The organism is Phocaeicola faecalis (assembly GCF_021730445.1).
Classification (GTDB): domain Bacteria; phylum Bacteroidota; class Bacteroidia; order Bacteroidales; family Bacteroidaceae; genus Phocaeicola; species Phocaeicola faecalis.
In genome coordinates this window covers 45071-68588 of record NZ_JADNRM010000001.1, presented here as the reverse complement: position 1 = coordinate 68588, position 23518 = coordinate 45071, and the positions used below count along the sequence as shown (strand labels likewise).

The window sequence follows — 23518 nt, the reverse complement described above, 5'->3', positions numbered from 1 at the left end:
CCATTCCGAACATTGTCCTTTCCCTGCGAATGAAGCAGCGGAGTAGGGGATGAGAAATCCGAAAACGGTTTACGGATTCCTCGCGATGCGCAGGATGGCATAAAGACCGGGCTTCAATGGAAATTTAAACAGGCTTTTAATGTTTCCGGCTGCTAATATAAGATTTTATTTTTACTCATGCCTGTTAGAGCTGTTTAAATTTTCATCAGCATTGTTATTGGCTTCGCTGTCCCTTTTGAAAGATTTACTCTTTCCACACCTCTTTTTAACCTCCCTCACCGCTTTGGCATCCTTTTGGAACATTCTACTGTAGAATGAGAACCGAAAAACAGAACCAAAATGCTAAAACATTGAAATATAAAAGATTAAAAACGAGTGTTGCAGTCCGCTGCCTTCCATTTTGGAAAAAAGCTTTCTAAAATGGAAAAGAAAAAAGATTCATGGAACCCATAAAAAAAATAAAAACGATGAAAATTTATAGTTTGGAAAATATTAAAACACCGCTCGACCTGGTGTGCATGACAGAAAATATCAAGACCGACATTTCCTGCGTCATTGTTCTTGACACATTCACAGATATTGCCGATAAAATTCAAAAAATATCCATCAGCTTGTTCCATATCGAGATAGAAGACGCCCTGAGAGAAGTGCAGTCCTTGTCAGATGACTGTATGGACTGGCTGAACCGGATGATTGTTTCGGAAGGCCGGCGAGAAGAAGCGGAGAAAGATATAAAAATACACATCCGGCAGATGGCGGATTTATGCAACGAGGCTCCGCGTCTGGTAGACGACCGCGATATAATGGCTCAGGGGGCTATTATATCCAGCTTGTTTCTTTCCCACCTTTTGCGGATGCGGGGGAAAGAAAATTGCGTACTCCATTCGTGCAAATTCCTGCGTCTTGGCATCGACAGGAAACCGGATATGGAAAACTCCCGCAAAAACGTGGAAGAGCTGATGAAAGGGCTTCCCGACGTCCCCCTATATATCACTCAAAACGCCCTGTGCATGAATGTATATAATGAAACCTGCCTTCTGCCCCACGGCGGCACGGATTATTATGCCGCATTGACCGGAGCGGTTTTCCACGCGACAGAGGTGGTGCTTTACACCTCCGGCGGCGTGCTGAACGGCAATATAAAAATGCGACAAACGCATTCCATAACGTTTGGCGAAGCGGAAAACCTGATTGACTGCGGAGCTAGATTTATCTCCGCCGAGTGCATTGCATTGGCACGTTCGGCAGGAATGGCCATCGCCCTGCAAAGGCTTCCGTTTTCCGATGAAAACGAATTACTGATTTCTGCCGAAAGGATGGGGCAGGGGGTGAAAGCCCTTGTTTCGCGCCGCCAAGTGGCGTTTATCAAACTGAAATCGCTGGAAATACTGAACGCCTCTCTTTTTATCGGAAAAGTATTTGACACTTTCGAAAGATATAAAGTGCTGATTCATTCGGCGTCCACCTCGAATGTCAACATATCCGTGGCGGTGAGTTGCAGCAGTGATACGTTGCGGTTTATTTATCGGGAATTGGGCAAATATGCCGAGGTGGGCATTGAAACGGACATGGCTGTGGTGAGTGTCATCGGCAATTTGTCGTGGGAGCATACGGGCATGGAGGCGCACATTATCAATGTGTTATGTCACATTCCGCTTTATCAGATTTCTTATGGAAGCAGTAATCACAATGTGTCGGTAGTGGTTCGGGAAAAGGACAGGGAGCAGGCGGTAAGGGAGCTGGAAGGCGCTTTTTTAAGGAAAAGCGACGAATGTAAAAATGCATAAATAGAAAACAGATTTGAACAGAGCGCAACGAGCTATCCGAACAACCGGGGTTTGCATCACGCTCTGTTTTTCTTTGTGTGGGAAAACTATCAAAACAACTTTTTAACTCCTGTCATTTTATAATTGTCAAACTGCCATCCACAAATCCCACTGCTATGTGTTCGACTTTAAACAGCCTTAAATCAGGAAGCTCTTTGATTAAGTTTTTAAGGGTAGCTACAACAATCTCTAATACTTCCTGCCATTCCAAATTATCTGAAAGCTCGAAACCGGGACACCTTCTTTGAACAGGTTCAAAATCTTCGTCACATGCCCAATCTTCGTCTTCTTCATCAAACCGAGCAGAACCAACGAGCTCTATGCTGTACGGTTCATAAAGATTAAAGCTCAATGCTACAATATCTAAAGGCAAGTCTTCTGTTTTATCAATATTGACAATCCAATTCTTTATTACTTCCTTCAATTTATTTGTTTGAATGTCCATTTCTTTCTTCTTAAATGTTTGGGAAAATCCATCAAAAGCTATGATTATACAAAAAAATAATAGACCAATTTTTTTTAAATCTATCATACTTATTCGTTTCATTATTTTTGTGACAGGTCTCATATAGTTGCCGAAGTACTTATAAGGTTTTCTTTTGCCCCGGGAGCATGTTGAAAGACAGCACCCACTATCGGGCAGTTATCCAACTCTTTACAGTCTCCACAGGTGTTAAATCCTTTCGCATGGACACACTTACGGATTTCGCAATATTCACTGCAAAATGCAAATTTGGCTCCATCGGTGCGGCAGCCCATGCAATGGATGGTTTCTGCTGTAATTTGCGGTGCATTGTTCATCACGCTCCACTCTTTGGCGGTTTTTTCTCTCAGCGCATCGTCATTCGTGACAGTGGCTATGCGGGCGTCGCAGTTTTCGCAATCCAGTCCGCAACAGGCGATTAATTGTTTCATTATTTCGTTTTTTTAATGGTTGTTTTCTTGAGTTATTCTTTACCTTTTGGAATAGGTTCTTATGCAAAATTCGTTTCTATCAAATTGGGGTGTGATACACCGGATTCTTATTCGGGTGTGAATATATGGAATTTAATTGAAAGTAAAGTAGGACTTGGCTTTATTTCATAAAACTATGATTGGGAAATATTTTTTGGGGGGAGGGGGAAGCTGAAAGATTGTAATGTGCCTTTCTTATAGAATTATGAGGATAATATTTATAAAAAAACAGAAAGGGTAATGTGATAATGAGGATTATGAGTATTTTTGTACTTATCAAAACAATAAAAGAAACGAATTATGGAAAGAACAGTATTCAATCCTGCTCAAATGGAACTTCTTGAAATGATGTCTTTTGTGGATAGTCCGGAAGCACTTAGCCAATTAAAGAAAGTTATTTCTGACTATTTTGCAAAACAGGCTCAAGAAGAAATTGACCGTTTATGGGAAAGCGGCCAATTGGATGAAAACAAAGTGGAGAGTTTTCGTAACTTACATGAACGTACTCCTTATAAATAGAGCGATGCAAAATATTGTACTTGATACTAATAGCCTGATAATGTCTATTTCGGCTAAGGGTATTTATAATAGGGTATGGCAGGGATTCTTAAATTATGAATACATTTTATGTATTACCAATGAAATAATTGAAGAATATTTGGAAGTCATGGCGAGAAATATAAATCGGCATTTGGCAGAAAGTATTGTTTACGCCATATTGACAAGGGAGAATATACGGAAAGTAGACCCACATTATCATTTTCGACTGATAAAGTCAGACGAAGATGATAATAAGTTTGTCGATTGTGCAATAGCGGCTAATGCTACTTATATTGTAACAGAGGACCACCATTTCAATGTATTAAAAGAAATCTCTTTTCCTGCAATTGATGTAATCAATATAGAGGAATTTATTAAAGTCTTGAATGCCGAATAAATTAACTGATTTTCAAAGTTTTATTTATTCATCAAAACCTTTTTAGTGCAACCGACTTGTTATGACAACAGAAAATAAAATAAAGTATTTTGAGAACCGGGAAGATTGGAGAAAGTGGTTAATGGATAATTTTGACACTGCTAATGAAATATGGTTTGTATTTCCCGGCAAGTCATCAGGTGAAAAATCTATCCTATACAATGATGCGGTTGAGGAAGCTCTATGTTTCGAATGGATTGACAGTACGATAAGACCTCTTGACAAGGATCATAAAATTCAGCGTTTCACTCCCAGAAATCCTAAAAGCACTTATTCGCAAGCCAACAAAGAAAGGCTTAAATGGCTATTGGAAAATGACAGGATACATCCCCGGTTTAAGGCTAAAATACAGACTGTGTTATCTGAACCTTTCATTTTCCCCAGTGACATAATCGACAAATTGAAAGAAGATAAAATAGTGTGGAAAAACTATCAACAGTTTTCCGATTCCTATCAGCGAATCCGTATTGCATACATTGAAGCCGCGAGGACACGCCCTGAAGAATTTGAGAAGCGGTTAAACCATTTCATTAAAAAAACAAAGGAGAATAAAACAATAACAGGATATGGCGGAATTGGGAAATACTATTAGTATAAAAAATGACAAGGTAGTTGCTGTCGTTTCCATGAATTGCAATTTTAATAAAAAGGCCGGAACTCATTTCAAAAGTCCCGGCTTTCCTACAAAAAAATAAATTCACACAATCAGAACCCGATGCTCAAACCGGCTATCAGGTAAGTTTTATCAGACGAAGGGGAAGTAATGGCTTGCACAAACAAAGGCAATGAAAAACGTTCTGTAATCGGAATCTCTTTAGTGGCTTTCAAAGAAATGTCGGTAAAAGCAGCTCCATCGGCATGGTACATTCCTTTCCAGGGAGTAAACCCGACAGACGGGGTGAGCGTAATCTCTGCCGGACAAGAAATCGGGTAGGCGGCACTGATATAAGTGGAATAGGCACGGTTGCCATCCGCATTCTCATCGCCACCGGCAAACATAGTCGCCCAGCCCAGTGTCAACGGAAATCTATCGCCGAAGAAATAGGAGAGGGAAGCTTCAAAATGATGGTCGTGTTTATAATCGCCATAAGGCATATTGATTCCGTTCCACCAATAATCGGTAAGGGTGATTCCCCCATTTCCAAGGGTGTAACTCAGATTGATATCAAACTCTTGTGCTCCGTCCGATTTTGTAAGACTTTGACTTCCCCAAGCCGACAAAGACAGGTTGCCGTATGCCAATCCCAAAGTGGGCTGGACAGAGAATCCTGAATTTTGATAGGCGCCCCGCCAAATATAATCACTTACAAAATCGGCTTTGCCGGTTACCTTGAAATCTTGTGCTTTTACTGCATAGGGCATTAACAGTGCGGTTCCTACCCATACGAATGCCATAGTTTTGAATGTTTTTTTCATCTTAAAAATAAACTAATAATAAGTTGTGTTCTCTTTTTTTTCTTTTCCCAAGAGGGTACTTTCACATAAAGAAAGCATTCACCTGAATAGAATGACACAAATCATCCGACAAGCCAATTCATCAAGCTTAGGAAAACGAGGATACCGATTAATGCTTTAAGGGCCGAAAGGCTTTCGGTTTCTATAGAGTGTTTCTTTTTCATGTCGCGTATCTATTTTATAAATGCTTTCTTCTGATGAATTATTTTGATTCTTCCAGTGCAATGTTCAGTTTCAGAACATTTACTTTTTCTGTTCCAAACAGCCCTAGAAACGGGTGCTCGATGGAGTTGTCTACCATTGCCTTCACTGTTTCTTCGCTCATTCCACGAGCCTTTGCCACCCGTTGCACCTGTACGTAGGCACATGCCGGAGTAATATGAGGGTCCAGACCGGAGGCACTGGCTGTCACCATTTCGGCAGGCACATCCTTGCGGCTCAGATAGGGGTGATGAAGCAGGAAAGTATCAATACGCGCTTCTACCTCAGCCAGATACTCTTCGTTTGTAGGCCCTTTGTTACTACCCGAAGAACTCGTTGCATCATAACCTTCTCCGGCACAGGAAGGACGTCCCCAGAAATAAATGTCTTCTGTGAAAGATTGCCCCACATTGGCCGCACCCACCACTTTGCCGTCCAGCGTTGCGACTTCGGCATTGCCGGAATTAGGTCCGGCAAACTGGGCGAACAGCCACAATACCAATATATAAAACACTGAAAAGAATACACAGAACACTAAAGTTAGTCTGAATGACTTTATAAAATTTTTCATTGTTACTTACTGATTAAAAGAATAAACCTACTACTAAATCAATTAACTTAATTCCCACAAAGGGGGCAATGACACCGCCTAATCCATAAATCAAAAGATTACGGCGGAGCAGGGCGGATGCTCCTATCGGTTTGTACCGGACACCTTTCAATGCCAATGGAATCAAGATGGGGATGATAACGGCATTGAAAATAACCGCAGACAGGATAGCGCTTTCAGGACTATGCAGCCCCATGATGTTCAGTGCGGCAAGTTCGGGGATAGAGAGCATGAACAGCGCAGGAACGATTGCAAAATACTTGGCCACATCATTGGCAATGGAGAACGTGGTCAGTGTGCCGCGCGTCATGAGCAACTGCTTGCCTATTTCAACAATTTCTATCAGTTTGGTGGGGTCGTTGTCAAGGTCCACCATATTTCCGGCTTCCTTGGCCGCCTGCGTGCCGCTGTTCATGGCCACGCCCACATTGGCTTGGGCCAGGGCAGGGGCATCGTTTGTACCGTCGCCCATCATGGCAACCAGTTTTCCGGCAGCCTGCTCTTTTTTGATGTATTCCATCTTGTCTTCAGGCTTCGCCTCGGCTATAAAGTCATCGACTCCTGCTTTCTCGGCAATGTATTTGGCTGTCAACGGATTGTCTCCCGTCACCATGACTGTTTTTACTCCCATCTTGCGCAAGCGTTCGAAGCGTTCCTGAATGCCCGGCTTAATAATATCCTGTAATTCTATCACACCGGCCACTTTCTTGTTGATGCTGACTACCAAGGGCGTTCCCCCATTACCGGTAATCTCCTGAATAACGTCTTCCGTTTCTTTCGGGAAGGTGTTTCCGGCAGACAGGGCTATCCTGCGGATGGCATCAAACGCACCTTTACGGATTTCCGTTCCATCCTTCAAATTAATGCCCGAACATTTGGTTTCGGCAGTAAACTTTATCATGTGGGCTCCCTCGGTATTCAAGTTGCGCATACGCAAACCTGATTCCCGTCCCAGTTCGATGATGGATTTTCCTTCCGGGGTGTCATCGGATACGGAAGAGAGCAGGCATGCTTCGATGAAAGCCTGTTCATCGACTCCTTGCGCCGGATAGAAACGGGTCGCTTTGCGGTTTCCGATGGTAATGGTACCGGTTTTATCAAGCAGCAACGTATCAATATCACCCGCTGTTTCCACCGCCTTGCCCGATTTGGTGATGACATTGGCACGCAAAGCGCGGTCCATGCCTGCAATGCCGATGGCCGACAGCAAACCGCCGATGGTAGTCGGAATGAGGCAGACAAACAGGGACAGAAAAGAAGCAATGGTAATCACGGTCCCCGTATAGTCGGCAAACGGCTTCAGGGTGATACACACAATGACAAAGACCAACGTAAAGGCTGCCAACAGGATAGTCAATGCGATTTCATTCGGTGTCTTCTGGCGAGATGCGCCTTCCACCAATGCAATCATCTTATCCAGGAAACTTTCACCCGGCTGGGTGCTTACCATTACTCTTATCTGGTCGGACAATACTTTTGTTCCGCCTGTTACAGAGCTTTTATCACCGCCTGCCTCACGAATGACCGGAGCGGATTCGCCTGTAATGGCACTTTCGTCGATAGAGGCGAGCCCTTCGATGATTTCGCCATCGGCTGGAATTACATCTCCGGCCTCACACACAAAAATATCTCCTTTCTTTAGTTGGGAACTGCTGACGGTTATTAATTTCCCGTTCAGAATTTTCTTGGCCGGAGTTTCTTCACGGGTCTTGCGCAGAGTGTCGGCTTGTGCTTTGCCACGCGCTTCGGCAATGGCTTCGGCAAAGTTGGCGAACAGCAAGGTGATAAACAGGATAACGAAGACCCACAAATTATAAATAAAGGAACCTTGTGAATCGTTCACGATGGAGTAGAGCATGACCAAAAACATGATGGCCGTACAGACTTCTACCGTAAACATGATAGGATTCTTTATCATCACTCGCGGATTCAGTTTCACGAATGATTGCTTGATACTGTTCATAACTTGCTCCTTTTGAAATAAAGAAGCTGATTTATTATTTTTCATCTTGTATAAACTTGTTTTATTATAAACTTAAGTGTTCGGCAATAGTGCTTAACGCATGTGCAGGGAAGAACGACAAGGCGGCAACGATAAAGATGACAACAAAAGTCATGATTCCGAATGTCACGGTATCTGTCTTCAGCGTTCCGGCACTTTCGGGGATATATTTCTTCTTGGCCAGCAAGCCTGCGATAGCCACTTGCCCGATGATGGGAAGAAAGCGGCCGAGAATCAAAACCAAACCGCAAGAATAGTTCCAGAACCAGGTATTATCTCCCAAGCCTTCAAAGCCCGAACCGTTATTGGCCGCACAGGATGTATATTCATAAAACATTTCACTCAGTCCGTGATAACCGGGATTATTCAACCAGCCGCCTTCACTTTCTACAAACTGGGGGGCGTGAACGAATAAGTAAGCGGCAAGGGCCGTACCGACCAGGATAATAAACGGATGAAGCAAGGCCACGATAGAAGCTATTTTCATTTCCCGCGCCTCCACCTTCTTTCCCAGAAATTCGGGTGTACGTCCTACCATCAGCCCACTGATAAATACAGCGATTATAATAAAGGTGAAGTAATTCATCCAACCTACACCCACGCCGCCAAACCACGTATTAATCTGCATATTCAGCATTTCAACCATACCCGATAGCGGCATGGTAGAATCGTGCATACCATTTACCGAACCATTGGAAGTGACCGTAGTAACCACACTCCACAGAGCTGTGCCGGCAGCACCTATGCGCACTTCCTTGCCTTCCACGGCGCCGTTATCCTGAGCGATACCCAGGGCGTCAATCCTTGGGTTTCCGCCCGTCTCCTGATAAACATTAACAAACACGCCGATAAGGAAAGCGGCAAGCATCACACCATAGATGCTGTACCCCAACTTCTTACGTTTCAGATAGAACCCGAAAGCGAATGCCATCGCCATGGGAAGGACAAGAATAGCCCAGCACTCTACCATATTAGTAAGGTAAGTGGGATTTTCCAGCGGATGGGAAGAATTCACACCGAAATAACCACCGCCATTGGTTCCCAGTTGCTTGATAGGGACAATGGCCGCTGTCGGACCTTGTGATACATATTGTTTCGCTCCTTCCAAAGTGGTCACTTCCATTTTGCCGTCAAATCCCATCGGGGTCCCTTGGATAATCAGAATAAAACCGACAATCAACGAAAGCGGCAGCAGAATACGCGTGCAGCTCAATACCATGAAGTTCCAAAAATTGCCGATGGTCTGTGTGGTCTTTGCCGCCAACGCTTTCATTACACCTGCCATGGCAGCCATACCCGTTGCAGCCGTAATAAACTGGAACAACATGATAACGAACAATTGTGTGAAATAAGTCAGCCCGCTTTCACCGCTATAATGCTGCAAGTTGCAGTTTACCATAAAACTGATGCAAGTATTAAAGGCCTGGTGTGCGGTCTGCCCGATGTTTCCATCCGGATTAAGCGGCAGCACACCTTGAGTAACCAGCAACACCATCCCCCAAAGGAACCAGAAGAGGTTCACCACCAACAATGCCCTCAGAAACTGTTTCCAGTTCATTTCCTCATGAGGGTTAATGCCACTCAGCTTGAACATCATCCGTTCAACGGGTTTCATAAAATCCGACCAAGTCTTTTCACCTTTATAAACCTTGGCGATATATTTTCCGATTGGGTAACTTAAAGTCACCATCAGAACGATTTGCGCTATAACACCTAAAATTTCAGTATTCATAACCTTCTTGCTTTTTTAAAATTTCTCCGGCTTGATGAGAACATACATCATATAGCCAAACATAATCACACTTACTACAAATAATGCCGTGTACATAACTTGTTTCTCCTTTCTGTTTTTAGATTTTCTCGAACCAGTCTATACATTTAAAGAATAACCCGAAGCAAGCTATGCCGCTCAGGGTGCAAACTGCAAATCCGATTGAAAATAAATCCATAATTTCATTTTTTAATTAATACTATTGTTTACTTGCCCTGTTAAGATGCCAATAGTATGCCATTATCGGGAACAAGAATGTAAGTGGTTGATTTATATGAATATATAGCGATAAGGGGGAAAATAGGGGAGAGGAAGACCTTTTCAAAATGAAAAGGGAAGAATATCAAAACAGGAGAATGAAGGATTTATTTGCAGCGGAATGGCTTCGTTTTTTAATTAATTGTATAGCTTTGTACGAAGGATTTAATACAGAAAAAACAGGAAGAAGACATGAAGAAAATAAATGTTATCGTAGCCGACATCACTACGTTAAAAGTGGATGCCATTGTGAATGCGGCCAACAGTTCGCTACTGGGTGGCGGCGGTGTGGACGGAGCTATCCACCGGGCTGCCGGACCTGCATTGCTGGCGGAATGCAGGACATTGGGCGGTTGTCCCACCGGTGAGAGCAAGATAACCGATGCATACAACCTGCCTTGTAAGAAAGTAATTCACACCGTAGGGCCCGTATGGTATGGGGGAACTCACGGAGAAGCCGAGAAGCTAGCCTCATGCTATCGCACCAGTTTTGCGTTGGCCAAGGAGAACGGCATCCAGAGCATTGCCTTTCCCTGTATCAGTACCGGGGTGTACCGTTACCCCAAGGAAGAGGCGGCACGTATCGCATTGAACGTTATCGGGGAAGAGATGGCACGCGGCTATGAGGGTGAGGTGACAGTGTGTTGTTTCTCGGAAAAGGATGCCGAAGTGTATCGAAAGATAGGTGCTCCTGATTTCAGGTAACGAAGGGAAGAGTAAGCCGTTTCTTAGGGTCAACCAAGGCCTTTTAAACGGAAGATTATTACAGACTCCGGCAGTGGACTGTACAGTCCACTGTAATAGACTATACAGTCTACGGCAACGGACTATACAGTCCATTGTGGGAGACTGTAGTAATTCGACTAATAGACAGGCATAATCGAAAGGACGAAAACGCTTAGGCTGGCTAATGAAACGACCTAGGGAGTTCAAGACGTATGCAGAGTAAAAAAAACGGAGGAGATAACATCCGGTGACAAGTGTATGCTTGATATATTAAATCCCCAAGAATAATAACTGGCCCTGTATTTTTTCTAAAAATACACGTGTCTTACAATTTGACTCTGACGGAATAACAAATTCAGGGGATGAAGTGAAGGAATAAAAGAATGAAGAAAAGTTTTTGCCCCAATGATATTTATCCCCTCACAGTAATGGGATGATAAACACATCAGGGCAAAAACTATATTTTAATGCAAAGGGAAGGGATTTAATAACGTGTTACTTTATCCGTATGTCCTTTCAAATACTCAAAACGATTGATTAACTTGCCCAATAATTCCGGATATTTCTCGGCCAAATTATTTTGCTGACCGATATCCTCTTTCAGATTATACAATTTATATCCGTATCCCAAACCGATAAATTCACCATCTTCCTTGCTGTACGGATTATAATAAGGAGGAATCAATGCCCAATCGCCTTGGCGGTATGCATAATTAAACATCCCTTCAATAACCAGTTCCTTGCGTCCTTCCTTGCTTTTGCCCAAGAAAGCATCTAATGTGTTCTCACTATCCACCTGGTCGGGATAAGTCTGTCCCAGCAACGCTGCAAACGAAGCCAACAGGTCCATTTGGCAAACAAAAGCATCGGAAACTTGCGGTTTTACCTGAGCCGGCCAACGCAACATAAACGGTATTCGTGTTCCACCGTCAAACATACTGGTTTTACCGCCACGTAATGGGCCTGCAATCTTGTGATCGCCTACCAATTCTTCTGCCTGATCTTTGTATCCGTCATCAAGTACCGGACCATTATCGCTGGTAAAAATCACAATCGTATTTTCCGTCAATCCCAGCTTATCCAATTCTTTCAAAAACTCACTTACACACCAGTCAGCCTCCAGAATAACATCTCCGCGAGGACCCATGCCCGATTTCCCTGCAAAACGTTCGTTGGGAACACGAGGCACGTGCGGTTGGTGAAGACCATAATATAAAAAGAAAGGTTTATCTTTATTGTCATCCACAAATTGCTTGGCTTTGTTCAAGAACAGTTCCGCCATCTCTTCATCTTTCCACTGAGCAGCTTTTCCCCCTTTTTGAAAGCCGATGCGAGGCACTCCATTGACGATAGAGCCCGCATGACCTACACTGGGATGCATACGGAGCAACTCAGGATTATTCTTTCCGGTAGGTTCACCGGGAAAATTCTTCCGATAATCGACATAAAGAGGATCGTTAGGGTCTAATCCCACGACTTTCCCATTTTCAAGGAAAACACAGGGTACGCGGTCATTAGTCGCTGCTTGAATAAAGGAATAGTCATATCCTATCTCTGCTGCACCAGGATTGACCTCTTTATTCCAATCTACATTTCCATCTCCCAATCCGATATGCCATTTACCTACCGACCCCGTAGCATAACCAGCTTGCTTCATCAGTTTGGGAAGCGTTATTTTTTGGGTGTCAATAATTAAAGCGGCATTTCCGGGAAGGATTTTGGCATCGACATTACTCCAGGGATATTTACCGGTCATAACCGAATAACGGCTGGGAGTAGAAGTTGCCGCTGTACAAAATCCTTGTGTGAAGCGAATGCCTTCATTGGCAATGCGATCCATTCCGGGAGTCTGAATGCGGTGAGCTCCATAGCAGCTTAAATCACCATATCCCAAATCGTCGGCAACGATCAAAATAACATTGGGCTGTTTATCTTTCTGTTCTTGTTGGGGTTGCAAGTTGGCAGCCATTGCAACTGTTGGCAAAGATGCGCTTGCCATCAGGCCTAAAGTGTAACTGAATAACTTCATATCATAATAATTTTAAGTGTTTTTCATTAAAGGGTTATCCCATATTCTTCTATTTTACGATAAAGTGTAGTCAAACCTATTTTCAATAAACGTGAGGCTTCGGTCTTATTTCCTTTGGTGTATTGCAGCACTTTAGCAATATGACGTTTCTCCATAGCGGCCAGTTCAAATTCCGAATAATTACTGCCGGCGTTGTCTTCCAGCTGGGCGTTCTGTATTTCGATAGGAAGGTCCTGCAAGGTGAGCTGTCTGTCACAGACAATCATGCTGCGTTCTATCACATTACGCAATTCACGGATATTTCCTCTCCAATCGGCTGCTTTCAAAGCCGTCAAAAACTCCGGTGTCATTCCTTCCACTTGTTTCCCTAATTTCTTTGAAAAGAGCCGGATAAAGGTTTCCGCCAAAAGCTCGATGTCTTCTTTACGCTCGCGAAGAGGAGGGAGGTGTATCTGGAAAACGGATAGGCGATAATAAAGGTCTTCGCGGAAATGACCCTGTTCTATTTCTTTTTTCAAATCACGGTTGGTGGCCGAGATGATGCGGACATTCACTTTCGTCGGTTTCGTGTCGCCTATCTTTATATATTCTCCGGATTCGAGCACACGGAGCAATTTGGCTTGCAGTTCGAATGCCATCTCACCGATTTCATCCAGAAAAATCGTTCCGTTGTCGGCCACCTCGAACAAGCCTTTCTTGTCTTTCATCGCTCCGGTAAACGAACCGGCTTTATGGCCGAATATCTCGCTTTCAAGCAAATCTTTACTAAAGGCGGAACAGTTTACCGCTACAAAAGCGTTCTCTTTGCGAAGACTGTTACGATGGATGGCTTGTGCGAAGACTTCTTTTCCTGTTCCGGTTTCGCCGGTAAGCAACACTGTGACATCGGTTGCTGCCACTTTCCGGGCCAAAGCGACCGTTTGTTGCATGCAGGCCGACTTGCCTTTGATGGTTTCAAAAGAATAGGCATGTGCTTCTTCCGGTTTTGCTTTTTCTCCTATATTCTTTTTAGCTTGCTCCATGGCGCGGCTAATGACAGGGATAATCTTGTTGTTATCGTCTCCTTTGGTGATATAGTCGAAAGCCCCGTTCTTAATAGCCTGCACCCCGTCGGGGATGTTGCCGTGAGCCGTCAATAAAATAATTTCGAGTTCGGGATAGAGCTTTTTCATGGTGACAACCAAATCGACTCCATTGCCATCGGGCAGAAAGACATCGCACAATGCCACCTGGGGAGTGTGCTGTTTTAATTGTTTTAAAGTAGATTGGCAATCAGTCGCTTGGAAAACCTCGTAGCCTTCCAATTCCATCATACGCGAAAGAAGTTTGCGTATCTGCGGTTCGTCATCAATTATCAAAATGCTATCCATATTCATCTTATTTGTTTCACAAAGATAGAACAAAATAGCATTCCACAAAAGATTAGCCGCCTTCTATTTTCTACAAAACGAATTCTTATTATCTTTGCCATTACAAAACAAGACTTCTTTTAATCAGATAAGTTTATGAAACTGAATGCCGTACATCATATTGCCATTATTTGCTCCGACTATGAAAAGTCTAAAGCTTTTTATCAGAATTTAGGATTTGAAGTAAAGAATGAATATTTCAGAAGTGAAAGAAATTCCTATAAAACGGATCTGTCTTTAAACGGGACTTATACCATCGAGTTATTCTCTTTTCCCAATCCTCCCCGTCGGTTATCCTATCCCGAAGCTACCGGATTACGGCATATCGCTTTTGAAGTAGACAATATAGAAACTGCCCTTCAAGAACTGGATGCAAAAAACATTCCTCACGAAATGGTCAGAATAGATGAATATACCGGAAAGAAATTCATATTCTTTAAAGACCCGGATGATTTGCCCATCGAATTTTATGAGAAATAATCACCGCCCATATCTTTCTCTCCACTCCCTACGGGAGTAAATGGCAGAATACTGTTAAATCAATATTTTTTCGGATAATTAAAAGATTTGTCCGATGAACCATTTTATATTTTCTTTCGTTAAATAAAACGGAAGCTGCTTCTTCATGCCCCTTCACTTCCCCTATTCTTATTAATTTAAACCCTATATAAACGATGAATAAAATAGAAATTAAAGACCTATATCTTATTTTCGGTTCGGAGAAACAAAAGGCTCTCCGAATGCTGAAAGAAGGAAAAAGCAAAAATGAAATATTAAAAGCCACCGGTTGCACCGTCGCCGTGAAAGATGCGAATCTGGACATCCACGAAGGTGAGTTTTTCGTCATCATGGGATTATCGGGCAGTGGAAAATCAACCTTGCTCCGCTGCATCAACCGGTTGATAAAACCCACAAAAGGACAAATCTTAATCAATGGCAAGGATATCACTACCGCATCCGATAAGGAATTGCTGGATATGCGCCGCCACGAGATTTCGATGGTGTTTCAAAATTTTGGTTTGCTTCCTCACCGTAGTGTGTTGAGCAACATTGCCTTCGGATTGGAGTTGCAAGGCGTTCCCAAACAGGAACGCGAAAAGAAGGCCATGAAAAGCATGGAAATCGTCGGACTGAAAGGTTATCAGAATCAAATGGTGGGCCAATTGTCCGGAGGTATGCAACAACGGGTGGGACTGGCCCGCGCCTTGGCAAACAATCCCGAGGTGTTATTAATGGATGAAGCCTTTTCTGCACTCGACCCGTTAATACGTGTCCAGATGCAGGATGAAATGCTGGCTATACAGTCCAAAATGAAGAAAACGATTATTTTCATTACCCACGATTTGAATGAAGCCATCAAATTGGGTGACCGCATCGCCATCATGAGGGATGGGGAAATCGTACAAGTGGGAACTTCCGAAGAAATCCTGACCGAACCTGCCAATGATTACGTGGCACGTTTTGTCGAGAATGTAGACCGAAGCAAGATTGTCACGGCTGGTAGCATTATGATTACCCGTCCGGCAGTCGCCCGTCTGCGTAAAGAAGGCCCTGAGGTGCTGATTAGAAAAATGAAAGAAAGAGATATTACCGTACTTCCCGTGATAGACGAAAATGATAAATTGATTGGAGAAATCACACTGGAAGATGCTGCCATTCTCCGCCACAAAGGGATTAAGTCTATCAAGACCGCCATACTGAGTGAAGTGCATTCTGTTACGGAGGATACTAAAATAGAAGATTTGCTTCCATTGATTACCAAGACCAATTCACCCATCTATGTGGTTGATGAGGAACGTGAATTAAAAGGATTGATTCCCCTTTCATCCATTGTAGTGGAGATGACCGGAAAAGATAAAAACGAAATTAACGAACTTATTCAAAACGCAATCGAATTATGATAAATATCGGAAAATATATAGAAATAGCCATCAATTGGCTGACAGAAAACTTCGCACCTTTTTTTGATGCGGTTAATGTCGGAATAGGGGGCTTCATAGACGGATTCCAAAATGTATTGATGTGGATTCCTTTTTATGTGACTATTGCCCTGCTGACCCTTCTCGCCTGGTATAAATCAGGAAAAGGGGTAGGGGTATTCACCGCCTTGGGTTTATTACTCATTTGGGGAATGGGATTTTGGAATGAGACGATGCAGACATTGGCTCTGGTGCTGTCGTCTACCATAATTGCCCTGATGATCGGACTTCCCCTTGGAATATGGAGCGCCAACAGCAAGCGGTGTGATAAAATCCTGCATCCCATCCTCGACCTGATGCAGACGATGCCTGCTTTTGTTTATCTGATACCGGCCGTTCTCTTTTTCGGGTTGGGAACTGTGCCCGGAGCATTTGCAACCATCATCTTCGCCATGCCTCCGGTGGTACGTTTAACCAGTCTGGGCATTAAGCAGGTTCCTAAAAATGTGGTAGAAGCATCGCGCTCTTTCGGAGCAACCCCCACACAGCTATTATTCAAAGTACAATTGCCTTTGGCATTACCCACCATCATGACAGGCATTAACCAAACCATCCTGATGTCGCTTTCAATGGTAGTAATTGCAGCGATGATTGCAGCCGGTGGTTTAGGGGAAATCGTATTAAAAGGTATCACGCAAATGAAAATCGGTTTAGGGTTTGAAGGAGGTATCGCAGTAGTTATCCTTGCAATTATTTTGGATCGCATCACGCAAGGACTTGGAAAACAAAAGAAAGGGAAATAAGCATGAAAAGAATACTTTATTTTTTATCTTTCCTCTTGCTGCTCACATCGTGTAGCGGAAAGAAAGACAATAAAACAATCAGCATAGGATATATAAACTGGGATGACGGCATCGCTTTAACCCACCTGGTAGAAGTGATTTTGGAGCAACAGGGTTACCGGGTGATACTGAAAAACGCCGATCCTGCACCTATCTATGCTACCATGGCGCGTGGCAAAGTGGATTTGCTGATGGATGCATGGCTGCCTGCCACGCAAGCGGATTATATGAAACAGTATGGCAAGAATCTGGAAATCCTCGGCCGGATTTATCCTGATGCCCGCATCGGATTGGTAGTACCGGATTATGTACCTGTAAATTCCATTGAACAATTGAATGCCAACCGTGAGAAATTCAAAGGGGAGATTATCGGCATTGATGCAGGGGCAGGCATTATGCATGCCACCGATTTGGCGATAGAGAAGTATAAGCTCGACTATAAATTGTTAGAATCAAGCGGCCCTGCCATGACTGCTGTCCTGAAGCGTGCCATCGACGAGCACCAATGGATCGTAGTGACCGGATGGACTCCCCACTGGATGTTTACCCGCTTTAAACTCAAATTTCTGGAAGATCCGAAAGGCATTTTCGGAAAGGCGGAGATAATTACTGCCATTGCCCGGAAAGGTTTTGGAGAACAACATCCGTTTGTGGCAGAGTTAATAGGCAATATGCACATGACCACAGATGAAATCAGCAGTTTGCTGAATGATGTCTCGCAGAATGAATACAATGAGAAAGAAGGGGCAGAAAAGTGGGTAAAAGAACATCAAAGTTTGGTAGACTCCTGGATACCAAAACATTAATTCTTTTATTAACATGGCTCTTTCTGAACAGATAAGTAATAAGAATATTTTTTTAATGCAATATACATTAAAACGAATTCTTTTTATCTGTATCTTTGCGTGATTAAAATAAACACCTAACGGAATAGCAAATTTGAGTAAAGCGTAGCGAACAGACTGAAAAAGCGTTCGTTACGCTATATTTTTCTCTTGTTCAAAAGCCAAGAAGAGACAGAATATGGACAAACGCAGCAAAAGTTCAGTTACTTTATCATTACCCGTGCGATGATGCAAATTTCTTGCGANAATAAACACCTAACGGAATAGCAAATTTGAGTAAAGCGTAGCGAACAGACTGAAAAAGCGTTCGTTACGCTATATTTTTCTCTTGTTCAAAAGCCAAGAAGAGACAGAATATGGACAAACGCAGCAAAAGTTCAGTTACTTTATCATTACCCGTGCGATGATGCAAATTTCTTGCGAAACCTAAATTTTGCATCGTTTGGCGTTATGTGTCGTATCTGTCGGTAACTCACTATGAATTAATTTTGTAACCAAAAAAAGTGAGTTATGAGAAGTACATTTAAGGTATTGTTCTACGTGAAGAAAGGCAGTGAGAAACCCAACGGCAACCTGCCTTTGATGTGTCGCATTACGGTGGACGGAGAGATTAAGCAGTTCAGTTGCAAGATGGATGTTCCCTTGCGCCTGTGGGACGTGAAGAACAACCGTGCTTCGGGTAAGAGTGCCGAAGCGCAAAGAATCAACCGTGCCGTTGACAAAATCAGAGTGGAGATAAACCGCCGTTATCAAGAGTTGATGCAGACGGACGGTTATGTCACTGCTGCCAAGTTGAAAGATGCCTATCTCGGCATCGGTATCAAACAGGAAACCTTGCTAAAACTGTTTGAACAACACAACAGCGAATTTGCCAAGAAAGTGGGACACAGCAGGGCAAAAGGAACATTCCGACGTTATGTTACCGTCTGCAAGCACATCCGTGAGTTCCTACCCCATACCTACAAGCGTGAAGATATTCCGTTAAAAGAGTTGAACCTCTCGTTCATCAACGACTTCGAGTATTTCCTGCGTACTGAGAAAAAATGCCGCACCAATACCATTTGGGGCTACATGATTGTGCTGAAACACATTATTTCCATAGCGAGGAATGACGGTCGTCTGCCGTTCAATCCCTTTGCAGGGTACATCAACTCTCCCGAAAGCGTGGACAGAGGGTATATTACGAGAGAGGAGATACACACAATGATGAACACCGATATGCCCGACAAGACACACGAGCTTGTCAGGGATTTATTTCTGTTCTCCACCTTTACAGGTTTGGCATATTCCGATGTCAAGAACCTTACGGAAGACAACCTGCAAACATTCTTTGACGGAAATCTGTGGATTATCACCCGAAGAAAGAAAACTAACACGGAATCCAATATCCGATTGTTGGATGTTCCCCGAAAGATAATAGAGAAGTACAGGGGTATGACAAGAGATAATAAAGTATTCCCCATGCCGAGTAACACGACTTGCAACAAGAAGCTGAAAGCCATTGCCAAGTTGTGCGGTATAAAAGTCCACTTGACCTATCATGTAGCAAGACATTCGGCAGCGACCACTGTGCTGTTATCCAACGGAGTACCCATTGAAACCGTCAGCCGACTTTTGGGACATACCAACATAAAAACGACCCAAATTTACGCAAAAATCACAGCCCAAAAGATTAGTCAGGATATGGAAACATNGACCTATCATGTAGCAAGACATTCGGCAGCGACCACTGTGCTGTTATCCAACGGAGTACCCATTGAAACCGTCAGCCGACTTTTGGGACATACCAACATAAAAACGACCCAAATTTACGCAAAAATCACAGCCCAAAAGATTAGTCAGGATATGGAAACATTGTCGCACAAACTGGAGGATATGGAAAAGAACATTTGCAATGCCATTCAGTAACCCTTAAATCAAACGATAATGAAAGAGGAAAGAAACATCATAACAATGAACGAGTTCGGCAATGTAGTTATGCCGAAAGATATACAGGCAACCGCCATGAGTGAGTGGGAGCTTTGCGAGTTGTTCAATGTAACCGCCCCGACTATCAGGGCAGGGATAAAGACACTCTGCAAGAACGGCATTCTGAATGAGTGTGAGATAAGGCATACCATCCGACTGTCCGACAAGTGCAGCATGGAGGTTTACAGCCTTGAAACGATAATCGCCCTTGCGTTCCGTATCGGCACATACAGTGCGAAGCAGGTGCGCAATGCCGTTCTTGAAAGACTGTACTTGCGAAAAGAGAAAACAAGCATCTTCTTTTCGCTGAACACCAACGGCATAGCCAAAGCCGAATACTTCTCGTAGCTGAATTGGTTGCACGACTGACGGAATCCATTCATTCAGTCACGAATAGAGTAATCAAGCCAGCGTGTCAGCATATAATCTGACCGACATATCAACAGGAACTCCAATTTTTTCTCCCGAAAAGCGTAATCCCCACATTCGTTTTTTGGGAGTTTTTTCGTCTGTCCTGCCCGACTTCCGTTCCAAACCATTGAAAGTTTTTTCTTCGGGGGCTATTTGTCACCGTTCTGCCGCGTTTTGCGTAACAACTTATCCGATAAATGCTTATACTTTTGTAGCTGGTATTTTTCAAACTTAAAACCATTTGATTATGTCAGCTAACAAACAACAAGACAGCCACAGACCGCCATCGGATGGTGGCATGGCAAAGGAGGAATTCATCCGAGTGGGGACTACGCTTTACAAGATTGTGGAGCAGCCCAAACTGAACGGAGGGTATGTAAGGAAACGCATAGCATGGAACAACGAAACCCTGCGCCAAGACTACGGCAAGGACTACATCGGCAGCGTTCCCAAGTATGACGGCTTCTGCACCGTACCCGAACACATCGGCTACCATCCCGTGGTCGGCAAGTTCCTTAACCTCTATGAACCGATAGACCACCAACCTAAAGAGGGCGATTTCTCGCATATCCAATCTTTGGTAGGTCACATCTTCGGGGAGCAATACGAGTTGGGCATGGACTACCTACAACTGCTCTACTTGTACCCCATTCAAAAGCTGCCTATCCTGCTGTTGGTATCAGAGGAACGCAACACAGGCAAAAGCACATTTCTGAATTTTCTAAAACTCCTATTTCAGAACAATGTAACCTTTAACACCAACGAGGATTTCCGTAGCCAATTCAATTCCGACTGGGCCGGCAAACTGCTTATCGTGGTGGACGAGGTGCTGCTCAACCGTAGGGAGGACAGCGAGCGGTTGAAGAACCTAAGCACCACACTTTCCTACAAGGTGGAAGCCAAAGGCAAAGACCGTGACGAGATAGCGTTTTTCGCCAAGTTCGTGCTATGCTCCAACAACGAGTACTTGCCTGTAATCATTGATGCAGGGGAAACACGCTATTGGGTACGCAAGATAGACCGCTTGCAGTCTGATGATACCGACTTCCTGCAAAAGCTGAAAGCGGAGATACCCGCCTTTCTTCATTTCCTGCAACACAGAACACTATCCACCGAAAAGGAAAGCCGTATGTGGTTTGCTCCATCGCTGTTGCATACCGAAGCCTTGCAGAAGATAATCCGCAGCAACCGTAACCGACTGGAGATAGAGATGCACGAGCTGATACTTGACATCATGGATAGTGTCGGCACGGACACATTCTCGTTCTGCTACAACGACATTCTTCTGTTGCTGGTACACTCGCAGGTAAAAGTGGAGAAGCACCAAGTCCGAAAGGTGTTGCAGGAGTGTTGGAAACTTACGCCTGCACCCAACGGACTGACCTATACCACCTACCAATTCAACTACAATCGGGAGTGTCGGTATGAGCCTGTAAAACGGGTCGGTCGTTTCTATTCTGTCACGAGGGAACAACTTGAATCCCTGTAATATCATTCTTTTTTTGTTGAATTGATGAATAAGGATATAACTATGCTGACAATAAACAATATACACTCTCAACAAAATCTCAACAATCGAAAAGAGAAGTTGAGAGAGGAACAGCACCCGATTGTTGATTTCTCTTTTGGCGAGTGGTTTGTTGAGAAGATGTTGAGCAAATATCTTTCTGTAAATAAATGTGTTATATAAGCCATTCAACAAATCAACGTTTTTACAATCATCATCAAATCTATAGAATATCATGAACATACAAGAAGTTAAACAAATCAGAATCGCAGACTATCTGCAAAGTTTGGGTTACACGCCCGTCAAGCAACAGGGCAGCAGCTTTTGGTACAAATCACCGCTGAGAGAGGAAACGGACGCATCTTTCAAGGTAAACACAGAACTCAACAAATGGTACGATTTTGGACTTGGCAAGGGCGGTAACATCATCGCATTGGCAGCGGAACTCTACCATACGGAAGATGTAACCTGCCTGTTGAAGCGCATAGAGGAACGGACACCATACATCCGCCCTGCATCGTTTTCTTTTGGCAAGCAGCAATCCGACAACCGCACTTATCGGGTATTAAGAGTTGGCGAGCTGTCATCACCTGCGCTCATTGCCTATCTGCAAGAAAGGGGGATAGACATTGAACTCGCCAAAAGGGAGTGTAAGGAACTGCGGTTTGAGAATGCCGACAAACCCTATTTCGCCATCGGCTTCCCGAATATGGCAAGAGGGTATGAAGTGCGTAATAGATACTTCAAGGGATGTGTCGCCCCGAAGGACATCACCCATATCCGACAGCAAAAAGAGCCACGAACCGTCTGTTATCTTTTCGAGGGCTTCATGGATTATCTCTCGTTCCTGACCATCCGAGTAAAGAACAATCCGCAACACCCACGATTGAATGCACAGGATTACGTCATTCTCAACTCCGTTTCCAACCTCTCGAAAGCGGAAAGCATATTGGCAACCTATACCCGAATCGGCTGTTTCCTTGACAATGACACAGCAGGACGGAACGCATACGCCAACCTGCAACGGATGTTGGGTGACCGCTTGCAGGATATGTCGGTTCACTATGCAGGGTATAATGACTTGAACGAGTACCTGTGCAAAAAACTCTTGTCCCAATCGACAGAGCCGATAAAGGAGGAGAAGCAAGTACAATCCGCAAGGCGGATGATGCAGCCACCGAAAAAGAAAGGGCTGAAAATATAGAGGGGAACAGGTTCGCTTTCCCAAGGGTATTTAGACAGAAATACCATAGCTCAATAGGGCGTTTTCTTCACGCATTACACGGTAATGCTAAAAACTCCCTATCGAGCCAAAGGGAAATCCCTTTGGAAACCCTGAGAGCCAATGCCACAGGCAGAGAATACACTCATAACAATAACCGTAAAAATCAAACTACATGGGATATTTTTCATTGGACATAAAGAAAGCAAAAGGTTCATCGGACACCGTACAATCCGACCATATAGAGAGAAGAATCATACCTAAAAACGCAGACCCGACAAGAACGCATCTGAACAGGGTACTTATAGAATACCCCGATGGCGTTCATGGCAGGGATGAAGCGATTGCCCACAGGCTGAACACGGCAGGCATCAAGCGGAAGATTACACATGACCAAGTCCGTGTAGTCCGAGTGGTTCTGTCGGGAACACATGAGGACATGATGGACATACAGGAAAACGGAAGACTTGACGAATGGTGCAGCGACAGCATCCAATGGCTGCAAGCCACATTCGGCAGGGAGAACGTGGTTGCCGCCCATCTTCACATGGACGAGAAGACACCGCATATCCATGCAGCCATTGTTC

Annotated in this window: 22 protein-coding genes and 1 pseudogene; 14 read left to right on the top strand and 9 right to left on the bottom strand. The window is 43.8% G+C overall.

What is annotated here, in order from left to right; genetic code table 11:
• Positions 1 to 467 precede the first annotated feature (467 nt).
• Positions 468 to 1787, top strand: coding sequence for an ACT domain-containing protein (locus tag IR173_RS00305; RefSeq protein WP_237037712.1), 1320 nt, complete (start codon positions 468 to 470; stop codon positions 1785 to 1787).
• A 112-nt stretch (positions 1788 to 1899) separates the two neighbouring features.
• Here the strand turns inward: IR173_RS00305 and IR173_RS00300 are convergent, their stop codons facing one another.
• A complete protein-coding gene (locus IR173_RS00300; RefSeq protein ID WP_237037711.1) occupies positions 1900 to 2358 on the bottom strand; it encodes a hypothetical protein in 459 nt (152 codons plus the stop codon).
• 32 nt (positions 2359 to 2390) lie between these two features.
• On the bottom strand, positions 2391 to 2741 hold the full coding sequence (locus tag IR173_RS00295; RefSeq protein ID WP_237037710.1) for a DUF3795 domain-containing protein: 351 nt from the start codon (positions 2739 to 2741) through the stop codon (positions 2391 to 2393).
• 339 nt (positions 2742 to 3080) lie between these two features.
• Between IR173_RS00295 and IR173_RS00290 the strand changes: the two genes are divergently transcribed.
• From IR173_RS00290 to IR173_RS00280, 3 genes are all read left to right on the top strand, one after another.
• Complete coding sequence (locus tag IR173_RS00290; protein ID WP_237037709.1) at positions 3081 to 3299, top strand: dephospho-CoA kinase; 219 nt, start codon at positions 3081 to 3083, stop codon at positions 3297 to 3299.
• Between the two features lie 4 nt (positions 3300 to 3303).
• Positions 3304 to 3717, top strand: a complete 414-nt coding sequence (locus IR173_RS00285) for a putative toxin-antitoxin system toxin component, PIN family (protein WP_237037708.1) — start codon at positions 3304 to 3306, stop codon at positions 3715 to 3717.
• 61 nt (positions 3718 to 3778) lie between these two features.
• On the top strand, positions 3779 to 4348 hold the full coding sequence (locus tag IR173_RS00280; RefSeq protein WP_237037707.1) for a YdeI/OmpD-associated family protein: 570 nt from the start codon (positions 3779 to 3781) through the stop codon (positions 4346 to 4348).
• Positions 4349 to 4461: 113 nt separating this feature from the next.
• Here the strand turns inward: IR173_RS00280 and IR173_RS00275 are convergent, their stop codons facing one another.
• From IR173_RS00275 to IR173_RS18190, 5 genes are all read right to left on the bottom strand, one after another.
• Positions 4462 to 5172, bottom strand: a complete 711-nt coding sequence (locus tag IR173_RS00275; RefSeq protein WP_394800621.1) for a porin family protein — start codon at positions 5170 to 5172, stop codon at positions 4462 to 4464.
• Positions 5173 to 5413: 241 nt separating this feature from the next.
• Complete coding sequence (locus IR173_RS00270) at positions 5414 to 5983, bottom strand: K(+)-transporting ATPase subunit C (RefSeq protein WP_237037705.1); 570 nt, start codon at positions 5981 to 5983, stop codon at positions 5414 to 5416.
• 13 nt (positions 5984 to 5996) lie between these two features.
• Positions 5997 to 8030, bottom strand: a complete 2034-nt coding sequence (kdpB, locus tag IR173_RS00265; protein WP_237037704.1) for a potassium-transporting ATPase subunit KdpB — start codon at positions 8028 to 8030, stop codon at positions 5997 to 5999.
• Between the two features lie 19 nt (positions 8031 to 8049).
• Positions 8050 to 9756: a potassium-transporting ATPase subunit KdpA gene (gene kdpA, locus IR173_RS00260; protein WP_237037703.1), complete on the bottom strand. Its 1707-nt coding sequence runs from the start codon at positions 9754 to 9756 to the stop codon at positions 8050 to 8052.
• Positions 9757 to 9771: 15 nt separating this feature from the next.
• Complete coding sequence (locus IR173_RS18190; protein ID WP_178796663.1) at positions 9772 to 9852, bottom strand: potassium-transporting ATPase subunit F; 81 nt, start codon at positions 9850 to 9852, stop codon at positions 9772 to 9774.
• 393 nt (positions 9853 to 10245) lie between these two features.
• Between IR173_RS18190 and IR173_RS00255 the strand changes: the two genes are divergently transcribed.
• A complete protein-coding gene (locus IR173_RS00255; protein WP_237037702.1) occupies positions 10246 to 10758 on the top strand; it encodes an O-acetyl-ADP-ribose deacetylase in 513 nt (170 codons plus the stop codon).
• Between the two features lie 505 nt (positions 10759 to 11263).
• Here the strand turns inward: IR173_RS00255 and IR173_RS00250 are convergent.
• Positions 11264 to 12808 (bottom strand): sulfatase family protein, encoded by a 1545-nt coding sequence (locus IR173_RS00250; RefSeq protein ID WP_237037701.1) that lies wholly within the window; start codon positions 12806 to 12808, stop codon positions 11264 to 11266.
• A 26-nt stretch (positions 12809 to 12834) separates the two neighbouring features.
• Positions 12835 to 14178, bottom strand: coding sequence for a sigma-54-dependent transcriptional regulator (locus IR173_RS00245; protein ID WP_237037700.1), 1344 nt, complete (start codon positions 14176 to 14178; stop codon positions 12835 to 12837).
• A gap of 135 nt (positions 14179 to 14313) precedes the next feature.
• Between IR173_RS00245 and gloA2 the strand changes: the two genes are divergently transcribed.
• The 9 genes and pseudogenes from gloA2 to mobV all read left to right on the top strand — a co-directional run.
• Positions 14314 to 14697, top strand: coding sequence for an SMU1112c/YaeR family gloxylase I-like metalloprotein (gene gloA2 / locus IR173_RS00240; protein WP_237037699.1), 384 nt, complete (start codon positions 14314 to 14316; stop codon positions 14695 to 14697).
• A gap of 194 nt (positions 14698 to 14891) precedes the next feature.
• Entirely contained in the window at positions 14892 to 16118 is a 1227-nt protein-coding gene (locus tag IR173_RS00235) for a quaternary amine ABC transporter ATP-binding protein (RefSeq protein WP_237037698.1), read from the top strand.
• Entirely contained in the window at positions 16115 to 16939 is an 825-nt protein-coding gene (locus IR173_RS00230) for an ABC transporter permease (protein ID WP_237037697.1), read from the top strand. The genes IR173_RS00235 and IR173_RS00230 overlap by 4 nt, the downstream gene beginning before the upstream one ends.
• A 2-nt stretch (positions 16940 to 16941) precedes the next feature.
• Positions 16942 to 17784, top strand: a complete 843-nt coding sequence (locus IR173_RS00225; RefSeq protein WP_237037696.1) for a glycine betaine ABC transporter substrate-binding protein — start codon at positions 16942 to 16944, stop codon at positions 17782 to 17784.
• A gap of 549 nt (positions 17785 to 18333) precedes the next feature.
• Positions 18334 to 19731: a tyrosine-type recombinase/integrase gene (locus tag IR173_RS00220; protein ID WP_237037695.1), complete on the top strand. Its 1398-nt coding sequence runs from the start codon at positions 18334 to 18336 to the stop codon at positions 19729 to 19731.
• Between the two features lie 18 nt (positions 19732 to 19749).
• Positions 19750 to 20139, top strand: a complete 390-nt coding sequence (locus tag IR173_RS00215; protein ID WP_016564204.1) for a hypothetical protein — start codon at positions 19750 to 19752, stop codon at positions 20137 to 20139.
• A 310-nt stretch (positions 20140 to 20449) separates the two neighbouring features.
• Positions 20450 to 21691: a primase-helicase family protein gene (locus tag IR173_RS00210; RefSeq protein ID WP_016564203.1), complete on the top strand. Its 1242-nt coding sequence runs from the start codon at positions 20450 to 20452 to the stop codon at positions 21689 to 21691.
• A 253-nt stretch (positions 21692 to 21944) separates the two neighbouring features.
• Entirely contained in the window at positions 21945 to 22913 is a 969-nt protein-coding gene (locus IR173_RS00205) for a toprim domain-containing protein (protein ID WP_016564201.1), read from the top strand.
• A 193-nt stretch (positions 22914 to 23106) separates the two neighbouring features.
• A pseudogene (gene mobV / locus IR173_RS00200) lies at positions 23107 to 23502 on the top strand (MobV family relaxase); the annotation flags it as partial.
• Positions 23503 to 23518: the final 16 nt, after the last annotated feature.